Source organism: uncultured Thalassolituus sp., from assembly GCF_950066645.1.
Lineage (GTDB): Bacteria > Pseudomonadota > Gammaproteobacteria > Pseudomonadales > Oceanobacteraceae > Thalassolituus.
In genome coordinates this window covers 32,987-52,887 of record NZ_CATMFB010000007.1, presented here as the reverse complement: position 1 = coordinate 52,887, position 19,901 = coordinate 32,987, and the positions used below count along the sequence as shown (strand labels likewise).

Here is a 19,901-nt window from a genome sequence, read left to right as displayed (position 1 = left end):
CCATTTATGCAGTAGTCGGACGGTGCGCACAGACCTTACAAAAAAAGGCCACGCATCGCGTGGCCTTTTGATTGGTTGCCTTTTCCTAGCTTAAGGCGCTGCGGTTTCCTCCGCCGGTGGGATCAGCACCTGGAGGAAGTCCAGGAAGTCCTGCAAGCCCGCCATTGGGTCTGGATTCGCGTTCGGATAGGTCTGAATGGAACCATCCACCAGACTCAGCTGCAGACCATCCTGACTGTTACCCAAGTGTGCAGTACCCACCAGAGTATCCCCGCCATAGATATAGCCGGTTGCTCCTGAGAGATAGAGCGTCATCGCATTCTCTGTCGAGTTTTCGCGGCTGACCTGAATAGAATCTCCGTTCTCTTCCAGGGTAAAGACGTAGGTCTTATCGCCGGAGGACTCTTCAATAGTACGTGTCACAGTACCAGAGTAAGTCAGCCCCGCCTGAACCTCGGCCAGCAGTGCCTCCCAATCGGGTGTTGGAGCCGCCTGAGTCGAGTCGATAAAGCTCAACGCATATTGCTTGGCCACATCAAGTATAGGCTCAAGGCCAGCCACCTCAGCATCTGTTGATGCCACTATTGGTGGGACACCAACATTATCAGTGCGGCCCAGGGTCGTCAGCGTAGTGGTGTCATCCAGTTTCAACAGGAACATTGGAGTTCCAGCAATCGAGGAGGATGTTTCACCCCAGGAGTTCGTGCGGCTCAGCGTATTCGTTTCAAATATAAAGACCGACGCATCCTCTAGTGAATTGTAATACGTAACGCCATCAGGACGCTCCTCAACCGGTGTAGCATTATTCACTTCTACCCGATCAAAGAAGAAGCTGGTATCCAGATTTGACAAAGAATACGCACCGATTGAACTGTTCTGACTGGTGAAGCTCATCGCCCCCCTCAGACTTACCTTGAGACGGATATTACCGATCAAAGCAGTCAAAGCATTATTGGCATTACTATTTTCTGTCTGAATCGCTCCATAATCAGCAAGAGTAAAGTCCGCGAAATCATCAAGTAACTCAGGTGGACTCTGAGAAACATCAAGATTCAAACACGTGTTGCTAAGCTGCAAAGTTGCAGTGCTATTGGTAATCGTTCCGCTATAGCACATAGAGAGACCGCCCTCAGGATCAAACCCGCCACCAGTGCTCCCACCAAGAAGATCACGTATATCGTATGCGTAACCCGAGACGTTAAAGGTCTGCCCCTCCGCAGTACCGGTAACACGGAACTCGCACAGGTCATTGTCCCGGTCACAGCGATTGCTAGTGAAGGACGGCTTAACAATAGCTAAACTCAGAGAAGAGAAATCAGCCGCTTCTGGATCCTCTGGTGCAGTAAAAGATACCGTGCAGTTCTGAGATATTAGGGCGTTTCGCTGTGGAACACACACGGCAACATCCAAACCTTTCCCCAGCATTGCAGAGAAGCCCGCCAACATATTCGCCGTATTCTCCTGAGCTGTCGCATCAGCATACAGCCAACCAAGGTCACGATTAGCACGATCGCCCAAGGCATTTTCAGCGGCGGTCGCATCAGCGTAGTAGCCTGCAGCTACGTTGATTGGCGCCATCGCACGGGCAAAATCAGTGGCGTTATAGCCGGTTGCTTCTGCAATCGTGGTGACGTTACGACACTCTGTGCGATCAAGCTCCGGATCGCCGCTCAGACACACAGCAGGATCAGCATCTGGTGTCCAGCTGGTCACCAGGCTATCGAAGCCAGCAATCATGCTATCAAGTTCACCAGAGTTCACATACGCGGCAACCGTCTTCGCATTCGCGACTATGGTATCGAAGCCTGTGTAGCTGACCTCGGTTGTGCCATCTTCCAGATTCAGAGAAGACACATCCACAACGCCCGATTTCAGAGGCATCTGACCACCCAGTACCCCGAAGATCAGACCGATGTTGCGTGAGACAGTATCGATCGAAACCGATTCAGTGATAGCTGTTTCCTGCAATGCAGCAGCAAACAGTGCATGACGTACGACTTCTTCGTCAGAGTTCAGCCCATAAGCGCGCTCAAAGCTGTTGGTGATGTCGACCATACGGTGATGCACCCAGCTCTCGTCGGCGAAGCCAATCAGTTTAGCCATGCGACGGAGAGCCAGCAGAACATTATTGTCGTCCAGCGCCTGAGGGAAAGACTCCAGCCAGTTCGCTGCCATGTTGGTCATAGGCGTCACCGCAACCGCACCCGCAAAGTCAGCACCCGACACAATGGTATCGAGAGTCAGACCTTCCGCTGGAGCGCCGCTGTCACCGAAGTTAGCAAATGGCGCCAGCAGACATCCGCTTGGAGTATCACACACCATAGTGGACTCAATGTTCGTTGTAACACGAACCCGCACTGGTGCTGACTGAGGTGCCAGATCGAAGCCGAAGTAACCATTAGCGTCAGTGACGGTGGTACCAATCACAGACCAGGTGTGCTCGCCATCAACCAGACCGGTATATACCGCTGCTTCAACATCAGCATTAGCCAATACGCCTTTCACTGCACGACCAGCGACCGCCGGTTCGGCAGCAACATTGATGGTAAAGCTCTGGCTATCAGCATCCACGCTATCAGACACAGCGACGACAACATCGAAGTCACCACTTGCTTCTGGCATCCAACTGATCGCACCGGTGGTACCGTCAATCTGCATACCTGCAGGCGCCGTTGTCAGGCTGAAGCTGATGGTGTCATTTTCAGCATCGCTGGCAACAACATCATAGCGGTAGGCCTGGTACTCGGTCGCTGTTGTTACCGCTTCCGAGGTAACGAAAGGTGCGTCGTTTACAGCCGTGACTGTCACATTGATCGTCGCAGATCCGGTCGCTGTTCCGTCACTCACCTGCACCGAGAAGCTGTCGTCACCATTGAAGTCGATCGCTGGGCTGTAATTGAACTGTGAGCCCTCCCAGATAATGACCCCGTTCTGAGCACCACTGAGAAGAGACCAGGTCAGGTCATCGCCATCAGCATCCGTAGCTGAGAGATTCACCTCGACTTCGCCATCTTCCGCAACTTCGACGTTAATGGAGCTACCCTGGGTGATCACAGGTACGTCGTTAATCGACGTCACCGTCACCGACACAGCAATCTCATCGGTCAGGTCACCATCCGACACTCGTACGGTAAAGCTGTCGGTACCATGGAAGTTTTCCGCAGGTACGTAGATAACAACACCGGTATCTGGGTTGACGTTAAGCCCACCGTTGGTGACGCCAGTGACAACACTCCAGGTCAGAGTATCGCCATCAGCATCGGTCGCTGTCAGGTTAAGCGTCGCGCTGTCGTCTTCATCAAGGGTCACAGTCGTACTTTCGCCCTGATCAATCACTGGCGCCGCGTTCACTGACTCAATGGTCACGTTCACCGTGATTTTGTCTTCAGCAGTGCCATCCGACACAGTGACTTCGAAGCTGTCAGTGCCAACATATCCGGTAGTTGGTGTGTAAGACACAGTCTTGCTGGTGCCCGTACCCGACACGCTTGCTGAGCCGTTGCTCGCATCGCTGCTTACAGACCACTGCAGCTCAGCTGCGCTGCTATCAACATCGGTCGCATTCAGTACCAGCGCAAACGCCTGTGGAGAGCCGTCTTCCGACATAGTCACAGCCACCGTCGCGCCCTGAGTAATTACAGGAGCATCGTTTACTGCTACAACAGAAATCGTGAAGGTCTGAGTAGTACTGCCAGACGCATCGCTGACCACCAGGTCAACGACCGCGCTGGTATCTCCATTAGCAGGGGTCCAGCTCAGAGCACCGGTATCAGGATTAACCGTCATGCTTGCCGGCGCGCGAGACACGTTCCAGCTCAGCGTATCGTTATCCGCATCCGTCGCTGCGGGTTCGTAGCTGTACGCCTCACCCTCAGTCGCCTCAGTCACGGCAGTCGTGGTGATCACTGGCAGGTCATTCACTGCAGATACGCTGACGTTCACCCGGATAGTATCCGTCAGATCACTACCATCGCTGACCCGAACAACAAAGCTGTCGTTGCCATTGAAGTTGCTGGCTGGGGTGTAACTCACGGTCTGACTGGTACCCGTGCCGGATACAGCGACCAGGCCCATTTCGGCCGGAGCCTGAATACCCCATGTCAGGGTATCGCCTGCATCTGCATCGGTGGCGTTCAGAGCAAACGTCAGAACCACATCTTCTTCAGTAGTACGGGCAGTCGTTTCACCCTCAGTGATCACTGGCGCATCAGCCACCGCGTTCACAGTGACATTCACTACAACACTGTCGCTCAGCGAACCATCGCTCACAGAAACGGTGAATGTGTCATTACCGTTGTAATCCGCTGCCGGGGTGTAACTGACTTCACCCGCAGACACGGTTGCGTTCCCGTGTGCCGCAGCGCTGCTGATGCTCCAGGTAAGCTCTTCACTATCAACGTCAGATGCGCTCAACGTCAGAGCCGCTGCAACATCTTCATCGGTAGTGATTGCGCGAGTCGCTGCACCGGCGATCACTGGTGCATCATTTTCAGCAGACACGGTAATGGTGAAGCTCTGTGTCACGCTCAGCGCGTTGTCGCTCACGACAACGGTCACTGACGCACTGCTCACACCGTTTTCCGGAGTCCAGGTAATCAGACCCGCGGTATTGATTGCCATGCCTTCCGGCGCTTCAGTCAGCTCGTAGGTCAGCTCATCATTTTCTGCATCAGTCGCCACCACGCTGTACTCATACTGAGTATCTTCCGCAGCCGCCGTCACTGGTTCAGAGGTGATTACCGGAGCATCATTCACAGCAATCACAGTAATCGTGAAGCTCTGACTTGCAGACAGTGCAGTATCCGACGCAACAACGGTCACAGCCGCAGATGTCACGCCCTCTGCTGGCGTCCAGGCGATCACGCCCTCGTCACTGATTGTCATACCGTCTGGCTTAGCAGACAGAGTGAAGGTGATGTCATCGCCATCCACATCGTTTGCCGCCACTGAGTAGCTATATGCTTCGTCTTCGGTAGCCTCAAGAAGCGCTTCCGAAGTAATGACCGGTGCGTCATTCGCCGCTGCCACGTTGACAGAAACAATCACGGTGTCAGTCAGAGAGCCATCGCTGACGCTGACGGTAAAGCTGTCTTCACCGTTGTAATCAGCCGCTGGCGTATAGGTCACACTGCTACCGCTAACTACCGCATTACCGTGGGTTGCGTTGCTTCCGATACTCCAGCTCAGATCTGCGCCTTCGGCGTCTGTCGCAGTGAGGCTCAGACTGCCGGCGTTATCTTCATCTGTCGTGATAGACAGTGGCAGGCCAGTAATAACAGGGGCATCGTTCACCGCCTCAACGTCAATGCTGTAGTCCTGGGTAACCGGTGCAATGCCATCCGTTACCTGAACCACTACTGCTGCGCCCGTCACACCTTCAAGTGGAGTCCAGGTGATCACGCCGCTGGCAGGATCAATGGTCATGCCTTCCGGAGCCGACAACAGGCTGTAGCTGAGTTCGTTACCGTCTGCGTCTGTCGCATTCACGTCATAGGTATAGGTTTCGTCTTCCCGGGCGGTTGTCACCGGAGAAGAAACAAAGACTGGCGCATCGTTAGTCGCACGTACCGTGACTTCGAAGCTCTGAGTCACCGTTTCGACATCATCAGAGACACTAACGGTCACCGCACCGCTGGAAACGCCATTCGCGGGCGTCCACTCAATCAGGCCCGCTGCAGACATCGTCATGCCTTCAGGCGCAGTAGCCAGAGTAAAGGTCAGTGCATCATTATCAACATCACTTGCGGTTACCTGGTAGCGGTACAGCTCATCTTCAGTTGCCGCAGTCACTGCCACAGAGGTAATGACAGGTGCATCGTTAGCAGCAGCAACGACAACAGTAACAGTGATCGTATCCGCAGCACTTTCATCCGCGACGCGGACAACGAAGCTGTCTTCACCGTTAAAGTTGGCAGCCGGCGTATAGCTTACTGCGCCTCCTTCAACGGTTGCGATGCCGTTTGACGGCTCAGTGCTGATGCTCCAGGTGAGGTCATCGCCATCGGCATCCGTTGCAGTCAGTGTGGTAGACGTTTCACCGTCTTCATCTGCGTTGAGAGTGATTGCTTCACCCTGAGTGATTTCAGGCGCATCGTTCGTTGCCGTCACGACCACAGTGAACTGCTGTGTTGCACTGAGGAAACCATCGCTGACAACCAGTGTTACGGCGCCACTTTCGACACCGTTTTCAGGTGTCCAGGTGATTACACCCTGCGAGTCAATCACCATACCTTCTGGCGCGTCAGTCAGTGTGTAAGTCAGGTCTTCGCTATCCACATCTGTGGCAACAACTTCATAGCGGTACTGAACATCTTCCGTCGCAGTTGTTACGGCTTCAGACGTAATCACTGGAGCATCATTCACGGCTTCAACAGTAATGGTGAAGCTCTGGCTGACGGTATCTACCTCGTCAGTCACGTTGACAGTCACATTGGCAGATGCAACGCCGTTGACAGGCGTCCAGGTGATGGCACCGGTTTCACCGTTAATGGTCATTCCTTCCGGAGCCACCTGAAGTGCGAAGCTAAGAGCATCGCCGTCGGCATCCGTTGCCGTCACGGTATATCCGTAGGCTTCATCTTCAGTAGCTGAAGTAACAGCCGCAGACGTGATTACTGGTGCGTCGTTTGTCTCATTGACCTGTACAGATACCGTGACAGAGTCGCTCAGCTCACCATCCGACACCTGAACAGTGATGTTGTCTGTCCCGCTGTAATCAGTATCTGGCGTGTACGTCAGTAACGCACCTTCGAAGCTGGCAGAACCATTGGCTGGCTCGCCAGTGATGGTCCAGGTAAGCGTTTCGCTGTCGATATCTTCCGCCACCAGAGTCACTGAACCGGCAACGTCTTCTGACGTTTCAATGGCAAATGGCTGATCACTGATGACAGGTGCATCGTTGACCGGAGTGACCGTAATCGTCCAGCTCTGATTGACTGGCTCCACACCACTCTCGCCGCCATCGGCAACACGAACGATCACATTCGCGGATTCGACACCGTTTGCTGGCGTCCACTCAATCAGGCCCATAGAGGACACGGTCATACCCTCTGGAGCACTCACCAGAGTGAAGGTCAGATCCGTACCATTATTGTCATCATCCGGATCAGTTACCTGAACCGCATATTGATATAGCACATCTTCCGTCGCTTCCGTTGGTGCCACTGAAGTAATCACCGGCGCGTCGTTCACACCACCCACAGTGATAGTCCAGCTCTGAACCGCAGGGATTGCATCGTCTTCACGACCGTCCTCTACCTGCAGACTGACGTCGGCGCTGGTCACACCATTGGCTGGCGTCCAGGTAACCACACCCGTTGAAGACACTTCCATACCTTCCGGTGCAGTCACCAGCGTAAAGATCAGATCAGTACCATTGTTTGCGTCATCCGCATCCGTTACTGCCGCAGCATAGCGATATTGCGAGCCTTCAACCGCCGAGGTCGATGCCACATTGCTGAATACCGGAGCATCATTCACGGAATTAATGGTCACTTCGACCAGGATGCTATCGCTCAGAGTTTCATCGCTTACCGTCACGGTAAACACATCAGAGCCATAAAAATTCGCTGCTGGGGTATAGCTGACCTCTCCCGCATTGACTGTCGCGGTACCATTTTCAGCGCCAACGCTGATGCTCCAGGTAAGCTCGTCGCCATCGATATCAGTAGCCGTCAGTACCATACCCGCACGATTGTCTTCATCGAGAGTCAGCGCTGTCGACTCGCCCTGATCAATGACCGGCGCATCGTTTTCTGCATTCACAGTAATGCTGAAGCTCTGACTGACGCTCAGAACCCGATCACTCACAACGACAGTGACCTCTGCAGATGTCACACCGTTTTCTGGTGTCCAGGTAATCACACCAGTGTCAGAAATCACCATGCCTTCCGGTGCCGTTTCAAGTGAGAAGATCAGCTCATCGCCATCAACATCCACCGCAGTCACGGAATAACGATATTCGGCATCTTCGCTGGCAGTCGTCACCGCCTGAGAGGTAATTTCAGGCGCGTCGTTTACCGCCGCGACTGCGATTGTGAAGCTCTGAGTTACCGTTGCCGTGCTATCGCTCACCTGCACAGTGACGGAAGCCTCAGTCATACCTTCGACTGGAGTCCAGGTGATCTGGCCTTCGGAGCTTATTGCCATGCCTTCCGGGGCCTGGGTCAGACTGAAGCTCAGATCATCACCATCAGCATCAGTTGCAGTAACTGTGTACTCGTAAAGCTCGTCTTCTGTCGCTTCCAGTAAAGCCTCAGAAGTAATCACAGGCGCATCATTAGTACCACCGACCGTGACATTCACAGTAATCACGTCAGTGAATTCACCATCACTGACAGACACAGTGAAGGAGTCTTCGCCGGTGTAATCGGTGTCCGGGGTATAGGTCACCAGACCCGCAACGACAGTCGCGCTGCCATTTGCCGGATTGCTGGCGATCGCCCATGTCAGCTCAGAGGAGTCAACATCGGTTGCATTCAGTTGCAGCTCAGCCGCAGTGTCTTCGCTGGCTGACAGTGCAATGCTTTCGCCTTCCGTGATAACAGGCGCATCATTTACCGCTGTAACAGTAATATCGAAGCTCTGAGTGGTCTGATCCAGTGAATCACTGACCGTGACAACTACCGTAGCGCCGCTCACGCCCTCGCCTGGAGTCCAGGTAATCTCACCCGTTGCAGAATTGATCTGCATGCCTTCCGGCGCAGATGTCAGCAGGTAAGTCAGAGTATTGCCTTCGGCATCTGTCGCGTTGACATCGTAGCTATAAGTTTCGTCTTCCGTTGCAGTCGTAACCGGCGTAGACGTAATCACCGGCGCATCATTGGTGGCCGTCACGGTCACGCCAAAGCTCTGAGTGACTTCAATAGCAGCATCCGCCGCAGTCACAACTACCTGAGCAGAAGTAACGCCATTTCCAGGGGTCCAGGTAATCAGGCCCTGTGCCGTCATGCTCATGCCTTCCGGCGCTGTTGTCAGGGTCAGCGTGACAGCATCACCGTCGACATCGTTGGTAGTGACCTGATAGCTGTATTCTTCGCCTTCAACCGCAGCCGTTTTCGCTGCTGAAGTAATCACAGGTGCATCATTGACCGCAGTAACATTCACCGTCACCAGAATACTGTCGCTAAGCTCTGCATCACTGACCTGAACGACGAACAGATCGCCACCGTTATAGTCAGTATCCGGGGTGTAAGTGACCACGCCATTTTCAACACTGGCGCTACCCTTGCCCGGCTGACCAGCAATCGACCAGGTGAGGTCATTGCCATCTGCGTCGGTGGCGTTGAGTGTCAGCTCCGCAGTGGTATCTTCCGCGGTGGTCAGAGAAGCTGTTTCACCTTCGGTGATTACAGGGGCGTCATTAACACCTTCTACGGTAATAGTGAACGCCTGTGACGCGGTCTTATCGTTATCGCTGACTACCAGCGTAACTGCGGCGGTGGTTACCCCATTAGCCGGCGTCCAGGTAATCAGGCCTGTCGCCGGGTCAACCGTCATACCCGCAGGCTTCTGGCTCAGGCTCCAGCTCAGGCTTTCGCTATCGACGTCCGTCGCGGTTGCCTGATAGCGATATTCCTCACCTTCTGTCGCGGACAACACAGCCACCGACGTAATAACAGGCGCATCGTTGACTGCCGTAACATTCACGGTGAATGACTGCGAAGCAGACAACTGGGTATCACTGACTGTCACCTCAACAGCAGCGCTGGTCACACCCTCTGTCGGTGTCCAGGAAATCACACCGGTCTGTGCATCAATCGTCATGCCTTCAACCACAGAGGCGAGTGCATACGTCAGCGTATCGCCGTCGGCATCCATCGCATTAACATCGTACTCGTATGCGACATCTTCAGTGGCTTCAGTTCTGGCCACGGAGATGATCACTGGTACATCGTTAACAGCAGCAACGGTTACATTGACGGTAATTTCTGCGGTGAGGTCGTTATCAGACACAACGACACTGAAGGAATCCTGCCCCGCAAAATCCGGTGCCGGCAGGTAAGAAACCTGTATGCTTGTGCCGGTTCCCGACGCAGTTACTGTGCCGTTCGCAGCCTCGCGCCCAACCGACCAGGTCAGTTCATCGCTTTCAATATCTGTAGCATTCAGTGTAATCAGAGCTTCGGTATCTTCTGTGGCAGCCAGAGCAATAGCGGCGCCTTCGGTAATTACCGGCGCATCGTTCACGGCAGCAACGGTAACAGTGAATGACTGCTCAACGGTTACCGTGTCGTCTGTCACTGCAATGATAACGTCTGCACTGGTCTCGCCTTCCGCAGGTGTCCAGGTAAGACGCCCGGACTGCGCATTCATCTGCATGCCCTCCGGCCCCTCAACCAGGCTGTAGGTCAGAGTGTCTCCGTCATCGTCTTCCGCGACTGCGCTGTAGACATACTGAGTATCTTCAGTCGCATCGGTCACCGCATCGGTAATAAATACCGGTGCGTCGTTTATCTGAGTAACAACCACGGTAAATGACTGAGTCGTGGAGGCACTGTCATCAGCGACCATCACGACTACCGATTCTGATGCGGTGTCTCCTGCCGGGATCCAGCTGATGACGCCCGTCGCCGGGTCAATCATCATGCCTTCCGGTGCGGTGCTCAGTGACCACTCAAGTACATCATTCTCAGCGTCTGTCGCTGTCAGTGTGTAGCTGTACGCTTCGTCTTCAGTCGCAGTCGTGACTGGAGAGCTGGTAATTACCGGCGCATCGTTCACTGCTGTTACGGTCACAGTGACGGCGACAGAAGCGGAAGCGATGCCGTCCGTCACTGTAATTTCAAAGCTATCTGTGCCGTTGAAGTTAGCGTTGGGCACATAACCGGCAAGACCAATGCCTGAGACGCCTGCGGTGCCATTTTCAGGCGCAACAGACACAGTCCAGGTCAGATCGTCCTCATCGGCATCGGTCGCGGTCAGACGCAATTCCACCGCAGTGTCTTCATCCGTCGTCAGACTGATGTCTGCGCCCTGAGCGATCACCGGTGGCTCATTGTTATCGTCGACCACTATGCTCCAGCTCACACTAGCAGGCACAGTACCGTCTTCACCGCCATCGGCCACCATCACTTCAGCCGTCACAGTGCCTTCGGCTACTGGTGTCCACTCAATCAGACCTGCAGCAGAGATCGTCATGCCTTCCGGACCGGAAACGACACTGAAAGTCAGATCTTCAGCCGCGTCATCGCTGTCACTGAAATCAAGCTGGGCGCGATACACGTCACCCAGCAGCGCGGTGCCTCGCGGCGTCGAGTTAATGACCGGAGCATCGTTCACTGGATTCACAGTAAGCTCATAGGTACGGCTGACAGGCTCTACACCCAGTTCAAGCCCATCCTGAACCACAACAGTGACGGTTTCGGAGTATGATTCGGAGCTGCCACTCTCACCTGGAGTCCAGGTAATTACGCCTTCCGAGGAAATGGTCATGCCTTCCGGTGCATCCGTCAGGCTGAATGAAAGATCATCATCAATCGGGGTGCCATCTTCTTCGGTACCCGCGATATCGGTAACGTCCAGAGCCACCGAGTACAACAGATCTTCCGTGGCTGCCGGCAACACCTCGGTGTTAATTACGGGTGCTTCATTGCTTTCAACGACTTTCAAATTCCAGGCGAGGGATGGCACAGCAACCAGGCTGGTCTTCCAGTCTTCCTGACCATCGGTCACCGTGACTCTGATGCGCAGGCCAGTCCAGCGCAGTAACAGATTGGGCGAGGCTGGCACCTGCCAGGTGAGAAGCCCCGTTGGAGAAATAGCCACACCATATTCTTCTGGTGTGGATGAAACGTACGGTAGCTCAACAGCGAACGTGAGGTCGGTGCCGTTATTGGCGTCGTCCGGATCTGACACATCAAACTGATAACTGAACACAGTGCCCGCAACCGCAGTCAGCGGCAGATCGTCAGCCAGAGTAATAAACTCCGGTTTGTCGTTAACCGGGTTTACCGTGAGAGTAAATGACTGGGTGTTACCGCGGATATCGGTGCCATTCACGTAGCCAACCGCTAACACAACATCGGCTGATGTGATGGTTCCATCCGGAACCCAGACAATCAGTCCATCCTCATCAATCGTCATACCCGCCGGTGCCTGCAACAGTGTGAAAGTCAGGTTATCAGACAATTCGGTTTCAACCTGATAGGTCCAGCGCAGATCCTCTGTGGCCGTCAGCTCGGGCTCTGATGTGATTGCCAGGGTCAGTGAAGGCGCTGTCCCGGGATCTTCAACGCCGGGGGTACCTGTATCATCGGTGTCATCGGACCCACCGCCACCGCCGCCCGAACAGGCAGCAATTGCGACAACAAGTGGCAACAGAAAAGCAGAACGAAGATGTGACAAAGCAGAGTCCTCCCGAACCGGGCTGTATGGCCATAACAGCGCACGGAAACTGTAAGAGACCACGGACTACATTCGCTCAGAATTGTTATGTGGTGAGAGCAGGCGAAGCAGCCGTTATCGTTATTATTATCTGGCTCACTTACTTCCCGGGGCGGCTCATGAGAGCAGGCAGGAAGAACCAGCGAGTTTTAGTTAAGTCGATAGTATTAAATTTGGCCAACCAGTACCATGAGACAGATACAACATAACGGGCCACGACGACCGAGTGTGACTAATGTCCGGAGAGGATCTGCCCCGGAATCCAGCAAGCACGGGGCTGAACAGTCATCGTCAATTGCAGGTAAAGGAAGGTCAGGCAGTCTGATTAAGGAGGTCCAGCGTGCGTACCAGCCGTTGATGGGCGCTGGGCATTTCCAACAGCTCCTGCATATATTCGGGATCAAAGCCGATGAGTCCGAATAACTGAAAACTGAAGTCATCGGGCGATTTTAGCGTCCACTCCTCACTGCTTAATAAGTCCGGGATGATCTGATTGTCTCTCGCCAGCGCCTGTAACCGGTGCATGATTTTATCTTTCAGAACGTCGTTGGCGTGACGTTCTGCTTCATCGGGAACCTGATCGGGAAATTCCTCGCATTCGGCGATGCGATAAGGCAGCGTCTGAACATCCCCAAGCAGGCGATAGCGCTTGCGCAAGCGGACATTGAGATACATACGGCCGTCATCAGTCATCTCAGCCAGTTCACAGGGCCCGCCGCTGACAATCGCTACCGGTTTGTAGGTCGAGCGGTTTGAGCTCAGCGCTTCTTCCATAGAATCTGTCGGACGGCCTTCGCTGATGGTCTTCTCGGTGTGACAGATGGCGACCTCCATCCCGGTGTCCAGGCAATGCTGCATCATTGCCCGGTACCTTGGCTCGAACACATGCAACGGGAACACAGTGCCGGGAAACGTCACACTGCCCGGAATAGGAAAAATACAGAGCTGCTTCATTCTGTGCCTCCTGACCTTCTGAGATTTCAACGCATAATTTCAACGCACTGTTTCGACGTATAGATGCAACAATCCGTTGCAGGAACACCTGACGATCGCCGGGAGTCAATATTCCATATTAGTCAGAAAACCCGGGAGGCATTATGACTGCTGATATCACTCCGTTGTTCCAACCCCTGACCATTGGTGACATGCAACTGCCAAACCGCTTTGTGATGGCACCTCTTACCCGCTGCCGGGCCATTAATCATATGCCCAATGCCCTGATGAAAGAATATTACACCCAGCGGGCGAGTGCAGGCCTGATCATCACTGAATGTACGATGGTCAGCTCTGGTACCTCTGCGTTTGCTCACGAACCGGGCATTTACAATGACGAGCAGGTCGCTGCCTGGAAAGAGATCACCGACGCGGTACATGCCCGCGGCGGGCGTATCTTCATGCAGATCTGGCACGCCGGACGAGCCGCTGTGCCAGCACTGAATAACAACCAGGCCCCAGTGTCTGCAGAGCCGACAGCCATCAATGGCACGACCCGCACTCCCGTCGGGGAATTCCCATACCAGACACCCGAAGCCCTTACTGAAGCGGGCATCCGGGAAATCATAGAGGACTTCCGTACCGGTGCAGAGAACGCCCGGAAAGCCGGCTTTGATGGTGTCGAAATTCATGCGGCAAACGGCTATCTGATCGACCAGTTTCTCCGCGACGGTAGCAATCACCGGGACGATGAGTATGGCAACCACTGGCATGGCCGGGTCAAGCTGTTAACCGACGTGCTGGAGGCCGTCCTCAGCGTCTGGGATAACCGACACGTGGGTATACGTATCTCTCCCCTGAACGGATTCAATGATATGAAAGACAGTGACCCGGTCGCCCTCGTCCGCTATTTGTGCAGCCACCTGAATCCCTACGATCTTGCATACCTGCATATCATGCGGGCCGACTTCAGAGGTGAGCAGTTTGCAGACGTTGTCTCACCCGCAACGGAGATCTACAAAGGCCAGCTGATGGTCAACATGGGCTATACCCCCGACGAAGCGGCTGAAGCCCTGGCGGATCATGTTGCTGATCTCGTGTCGTTTGGCTCTGCCTTTATCGCGAACCCTGACCTGCCCGAGCGTGTCCGGACACACGCCCCCCTGAATACGCCTGATCCGGCGACCTTTTATAGCCAGGGACCGGAAGGTTACACCGACTACCCCTCCCTGAGCGCCTGAGTTAATTGGCCCGCACCGCGGGCCAATTGGTTCGCGTAATGCAACAGCTCATCCAAAACCACCTACTTATGTTTCATCAATGCATCTAATACTCTGATCACACAAGAACAGAAACGGGAGCACCCCATGAAACAACACCAATACCGTATTCAGCTGGAACATCTGTGTGATGCGGACGGACACCCTTCCTGCCATCAGAAGAAGCTCGATTTTAAAGTCGGTAACCACGACGATATTTTTCAGATTATTGAACGAATGAAGCACCGGGATGACCTTTCTCCCGTGCACGCTACGTCTCTGGCACTGGGTCTGAAGCTATTCAGTGAAGTCATGCTGGAAAACAAGGGCCACCCACTTTTCACCGAATTCACTCCGCACTTCCTGGCCTTTATGAAAAAACTGAAGGGCAAAAGCTGACACTGGTCAGCGGATATCAGGCATTTGTCATACCTTCCGGTGCGGCAAATTGGTAAAATACACACCAGTCTAGTTTCTCCACCAGCCTGGATAGCCTTTTATGCCTGCCGTCGTCCCCACTACCGAAGACTTTCTGTTATCTGCCAAACGTGCGGAGATCGCAGCACTGAAGCAGCTTCTGATCAGTTCCAGTCTGGTCACCAAGGTCACCGAACTGATTCACGAACTGCAGCGCGAACGGGGTCTGTCGAATACCTTCCTCGTCAGTGAAGGCCAGCGTTTCGCCCTTCAGCGCGAAGAAGAAGTGGCGGCAACCGAAATTGCCGAACAGAAGTTCCGGCAAGCACTTGCTGAACTCGACCTGAATAACGTTTCTCCAAGCTCAGCCCGCCTGTTCAGCAGCATTGCCTTTGTGCTTCATTGCCTGGAAGAACTGGCGCCTCTTCGTGCCCGCATTGCCGATCAGAGCGTCAGCCCGACCGAAAATACCCAGATGTATAACCGTCTGATCGCCGGCCTGCTTGCAGTAGTCTTTGAAGCTGCCGATATCTCCAACGATCCTGATATCACCCGGGCGCTGGTCGCCATGTTTAATTTCTCTCAGGGGAAAGAGTATGCGGGTCAGGAGCGCGCGTGGGGACTGATCGGCTTCACCACAGGTACCTTTACATCGGCGACTCAGGATCGACTGCATACCATGCAGGAAGCGCAGGCCCGGTGCTTTGATATCTTTATTGAGTTTTCCCAGACCATTCCACAAGCTCAGTGGCGACAACTGGAAAGCAGTGAAGCCACGCACGAGCTCGACCGACTCCGCCAGATGGTTCAACGCTATCGCAAGGGCGATTCTCTGCCGACGGCAATCAGTGAAGTCTGGTACGAAGTTGCCACGCGTCGTATTGACGGAATGCAGGAGATCGAGCGTGAACTGGCGACGGCTCTGCTCGAACTCTGTACCAACAAAATCACCCAGGCCGAAGAAGACCTGCGTCTGCACCGGGAACACCTGAAAGAACTCGCAACGGTGGAAGAGCCTCCCATGTCTCCTCTCTCCATTCTTCCGGAAGACGCCGCGCAGTCATCGCTGAATGTCGCTCCGGGTGTCAACGTTAAACTGGCACGTTCCATCTATGAACTTGTTCAGGGGCAGGCAGAAAGGTTGCAGCGTATCAGTGAAGAGCTGGCAGAAGCACGCCAGGCACTCGAAGAACGTAAGCTGATTGATAAGGCCAAAGGCCTGTTGATCCAGTCGAAGGGAATCTCTGAAGAAGAGGCCTACCGTCAGTTGCGTCAGGCAGCAATGGATAACAACAAACGTATTGTCGATGTCGCCGCCAACGTTATCAGCGTTGCTGACATGCTGAAAAGTCGCTAAATACGGAAACGGCCCATCAGGCCCACCAGCTTTTCGGCACGCGCGACCTGAGTCGCAGCCGACGAGCTGGCTCTGGAAATCGCCACGTCATTCGCATCTGATACTTCACCAATATCAACAACAACACGGTTGATATCTGTCGCCTTCTCCAGCTGATTTTCCATCATGGCAGCAATTTCGACGTTTAGAGCTGCAATCGATGAAATGCTCTCGGAAATTGTCTTCACACCCTCTCCCGCCGCCTGACTTGTTGCCAGCGTACCTCCAATGTTTTCGGCACTGCTGGCCACGACACTGGTCGCGAGCATAGAAGCGTTCTGAAGATTGCGGATCATCTTGTCGATTTCCTCAATGGAAGACTGGGTCCGCTGCGCCAGTACACGAACCTCATCAGATACGACGGCGAAGCCTCTACCCTGCTCTCCTGCACGGGCTGCTTCAATGGCGGCATTCAGCGCCAGAAGATTCGTCTGATCTGCAATGCCTCTGATGACATCAAGGATACTACCAATGTTCTGGCTGTCGTCATTCAGCTTACCGATAACGCTGGACGCATTTTCCAGTTCGATATTGGCAATGTTGATCACCTTAATGGTTGACTGGATACTATCTACAACCTCCGTCACGCGTTTTTCGGAGTCTTCAACCATCCGTGCTGCAAGATCTGTTTTTTCTGTGGCGCTGGCAATCGTTTGTTTAATCGTCGCTGCAGAGGCGGTCACTCCCTGTGTTCGCTCCCGTTGCTCCTTCATCTGCTGTGAGCAATGACTGGTCACCTCGGCAAAGCGTCTGGACTCATCTGCCATTTCATGACCAGAACTGGCTACCTGGGTAAAAATACCGTGCAACGTCTGAAGAAACTGATTCACCCCCTGAGCAAGCATACCCAGTTCATCCTTTCTGTCGGCCTTCAGGCGAAAATTCAGATCTCCCCCAGAACCCGCAAGCTGATCAATATGACCTCGCAAGGTTTCCAATGGACGGGTAACAGAAAGACTGACGAGCACAGATGATCCGAGACTGATCCCCACCGTCGCAATAAACACACCAAGCAATATCCAAATACCTGACCCCACCTGATCCAGAACCTGCAGAAGAGAGTCTTTCGAGAGCTTTTCTATATCCTGCATAAGCACAGCATGATCATGCACTGCCTGGGCCCGCTTCTCTCCGGAAAACTGGAGTGCTTCAAGGTAGTTAATCAGCAGCTCTTTCAGGCGGAGATTCAAAGCCAGACCAGCCTCTGCCTTCTTAATAAACGGCGTTCCCTCGAGCAATACGATGTCAGCTCGTGTATTGGCGATGGTTGAGTCCAGCAGATCAACGGCCTGATCCGCGGTTCTGTCTCCCCTCGATAGCGACAGGAACATTTCCTCGATGGCGTAGTTGTTGATGGTATTTTTCAGCGCCCCCGCAATAACAGACCGCTCGATGGTCGCTACATAATAACGCTCTGATGCATCTGCCAGCCGTTCACTGACTTTGACGATGTAAGCATTGGAAAGCTCGCGGGAAGAGGATGTCAGGTTTCTGACTTCAGTCAGAATGTCGCCTTGTACCTGACGCGACGAATCATAACTACTCAGGTGATCTTCGAGCGCGCTCAATTGCGTCAGAATCTTCTGATCGAGCTCCGCATCCAGCAGACTCGTCACCCGGGACAGATCTTCTTCGAGTTTCTGCCACCCTAATTCATTAGCGAGGTAGCCTTCGATGTCTTCGCCGAGGCGGAACATCTCGTTCATCACTTCAGCCGCCTTAGAGACATCTTCACGGGCCACTGCCAGCAGGCGCCAGCCCGACAACAGAATCAGCGACACTAGAACAACCAGAGCGGCTTGTATTACCACCGGGACGTACAACTTTTTCCGGATTGGAACGTCAGACCAGGTTAACCGCGAAAACAATCCAGGCATGAAAGAGACCAGTGTTGTTTGAACTATCGTTAAGACTAGCCGAGTTTTCCAGAAAGGCTGGTTTCAGAGTCAGGAACGACCGAGTCGGTTACGACCAATCGGAACTTCCATACGATTTGTTCCCTGTCTGACTGGCTGATTCACCATCTCATCGTAGGCGCTCTCGTGCCTGAGGACCATGCTGGCAACCTGAAAGCGCTCGAACTTCGCCTCAAGCTCAAGAATATTGCGCGCGGTCATCGGCTGTCCGTTCCTATCCAGGATCCACGTTTCTTTGCCGTTCTGTTCGATACTCACCTGATACAGCGACCAGTCGAGTGAATGAATGATGACCTTATCGATGACTTGCCCGGGGGAAAGCGTTCTGAATGGAATCATGTTGCACCACACAATCTACGTACAAGTAATGTATAACTTATCAGAAAGTGTATTACCGTGAAATGCTTCAGTCCCCCTGCCTCGTCCTTTTGATGAAGCGCGCGCGACAATCCGGATCAACGAGCGTGAAGATACTGTAATGCTTGTCACCAAAGCGCACGTAACTGGCAACCTCTTTATCACGGCTGGGATGGTGCTTCTTTAACACACGGGCAACGTGAAAAATTTCGCCCTGTTTACGAAAGTAGCTCAACGCCTTTTCGTCTGACGCCACTTTGGCATCACGATCAGAGCATACGGGCAATGCTTCCGCAGAGATGGGAAGAACAAAAGACAGACAGAAAAAAACGGGAAGCAGACGCATTGTCTGAGAATAGCTCAGATAATAAAAAACCGCAGGCCACCCTCAGGCCTGCGGTACCCTCTTGAGCACAGAGAAGTTCAGGAGTGGTCCGACGATCAGTCGTCGGAGCCGAAAATTCCAAGAATCTGAAGCAGACTCAGGAACAGGTTGTAAATCGATACGTATAGACTTACAGCCGCGGAAATGTAGTTGCTCTCGCCACCGTGAACAATTGCGCTGGTCTGATAAGCGATCATCGCGCTCATCAGCACAATCATCACGCCAGAGATCGCGAGAGACATGCTAGTCAGCTGTAGGAAGAAGTTAGCAACAATCATAACGACTACAGTGATCAGGCCAGCGAACAGCATTTTGCCCCAGGAAGAAAGGTCCTTACCGGTAGACAGAACCCAACCCGACATCGCCAGGAAAATCAGACCCGTTCCGCCCATCGCTGTTGCGATCAATGAAGCACCATTAGGTAGCTGCGCATAGGCCGACAGGATCGGACCCAGTGTGTAACCCATAAAACCGGTCAGAGCGAAAGTAAGCACCAGACCCATACCACTGTTTTTGGTCTTTTCAACAGCGAACAGCAGACCATAAAAGCCAACCAGAGTAATGATCAGCCCTGGGTGCGGCGCATTAAACATCATTGACAGCGCGGCGATAACGCCACTGAACACCAGTGTCATGGAAAGCAGTGCATAGGTGTTACGCAGGACTTTCTGGGAATCAACAGGTACTGCGTAGCCTCCCTGGCGATAGCTTTCAGCAGGAATGCTCTGCGCTACTGGCTCAGATTTTTCAGAATTTAAGTAATCAGGACGTTTCATAGTCGCCTCCTTTTTTCATTGACCCTATTGTATTGAGGGCATTCCATAAATAATATTCGAATTATCTTTAGTCGATAC

General features: G+C 53.4%; 8 protein-coding genes. 3 read left to right on the top strand and 5 right to left on the bottom strand.

The features are described from left to right. Positions 1–90: 90 nt before the first annotated feature. Complete coding sequence (locus tag Q1L85_RS07815) at positions 91–12,345, bottom strand: Ig-like domain-containing protein (RefSeq protein ID WP_300432786.1); 12,255 nt, start codon at positions 12,343–12,345, stop codon at positions 91–93. A 351-nt stretch (positions 12,346–12,696) separates the two neighbouring features. Next, entirely contained in the window at positions 12,697–13,338 is a 642-nt protein-coding gene (locus tag Q1L85_RS07810; RefSeq protein WP_300424797.1) for an LON peptidase substrate-binding domain-containing protein, read from the bottom strand. A 143-nt stretch (positions 13,339–13,481) separates the two neighbouring features. Here Q1L85_RS07810 and Q1L85_RS07805 point away from each other — a divergent pair, with 143 nt between their 5' ends. From Q1L85_RS07805 to Q1L85_RS07795, 3 genes are all read left to right on the top strand, one after another. After that, complete coding sequence (locus Q1L85_RS07805; RefSeq protein WP_300424796.1) at positions 13,482–14,558, top strand: alkene reductase; 1,077 nt, start codon at positions 13,482–13,484, stop codon at positions 14,556–14,558. Positions 14,559–14,684: 126 nt separating this feature from the next. Then, positions 14,685–14,975 carry a DUF3861 domain-containing protein gene (locus Q1L85_RS07800; protein ID WP_300424794.1) on the top strand — a complete coding sequence of 97 codons (291 nt, stop codon included), beginning with the start codon at positions 14,685–14,687 and terminating at the stop codon, positions 14,973–14,975. 100 nt (positions 14,976–15,075) lie between these two features. Continuing rightward, complete coding sequence (locus Q1L85_RS07795; protein WP_300432783.1) at positions 15,076–16,350, top strand: nitrate regulatory protein; 1,275 nt, start codon at positions 15,076–15,078, stop codon at positions 16,348–16,350. Here Q1L85_RS07795 and Q1L85_RS07790 read toward each other — a convergent pair. The 3 genes from Q1L85_RS07790 to Q1L85_RS07780 form a co-directional block, all read right to left on the bottom strand. Continuing rightward, positions 16,347–18,170 carry a methyl-accepting chemotaxis protein gene (locus tag Q1L85_RS07790; protein WP_300424791.1) on the bottom strand — a complete coding sequence of 608 codons (1,824 nt, stop codon included), beginning with the start codon at positions 18,168–18,170 and terminating at the stop codon, positions 16,347–16,349. The genes Q1L85_RS07795 and Q1L85_RS07790 overlap by 4 nt on opposite strands. Before the next feature lie 165 nt (positions 18,171–18,335). Continuing rightward, complete coding sequence (locus tag Q1L85_RS07785; RefSeq protein ID WP_300424789.1) at positions 18,336–18,644, bottom strand: DUF6482 family protein; 309 nt, start codon at positions 18,642–18,644, stop codon at positions 18,336–18,338. Between the two features lie 459 nt (positions 18,645–19,103). Further along, positions 19,104–19,823, bottom strand: coding sequence for a Bax inhibitor-1/YccA family protein (locus Q1L85_RS07780; RefSeq protein WP_300424787.1), 720 nt, complete (start codon positions 19,821–19,823; stop codon positions 19,104–19,106). Positions 19,824–19,901 lie beyond the last annotated feature (78 nt).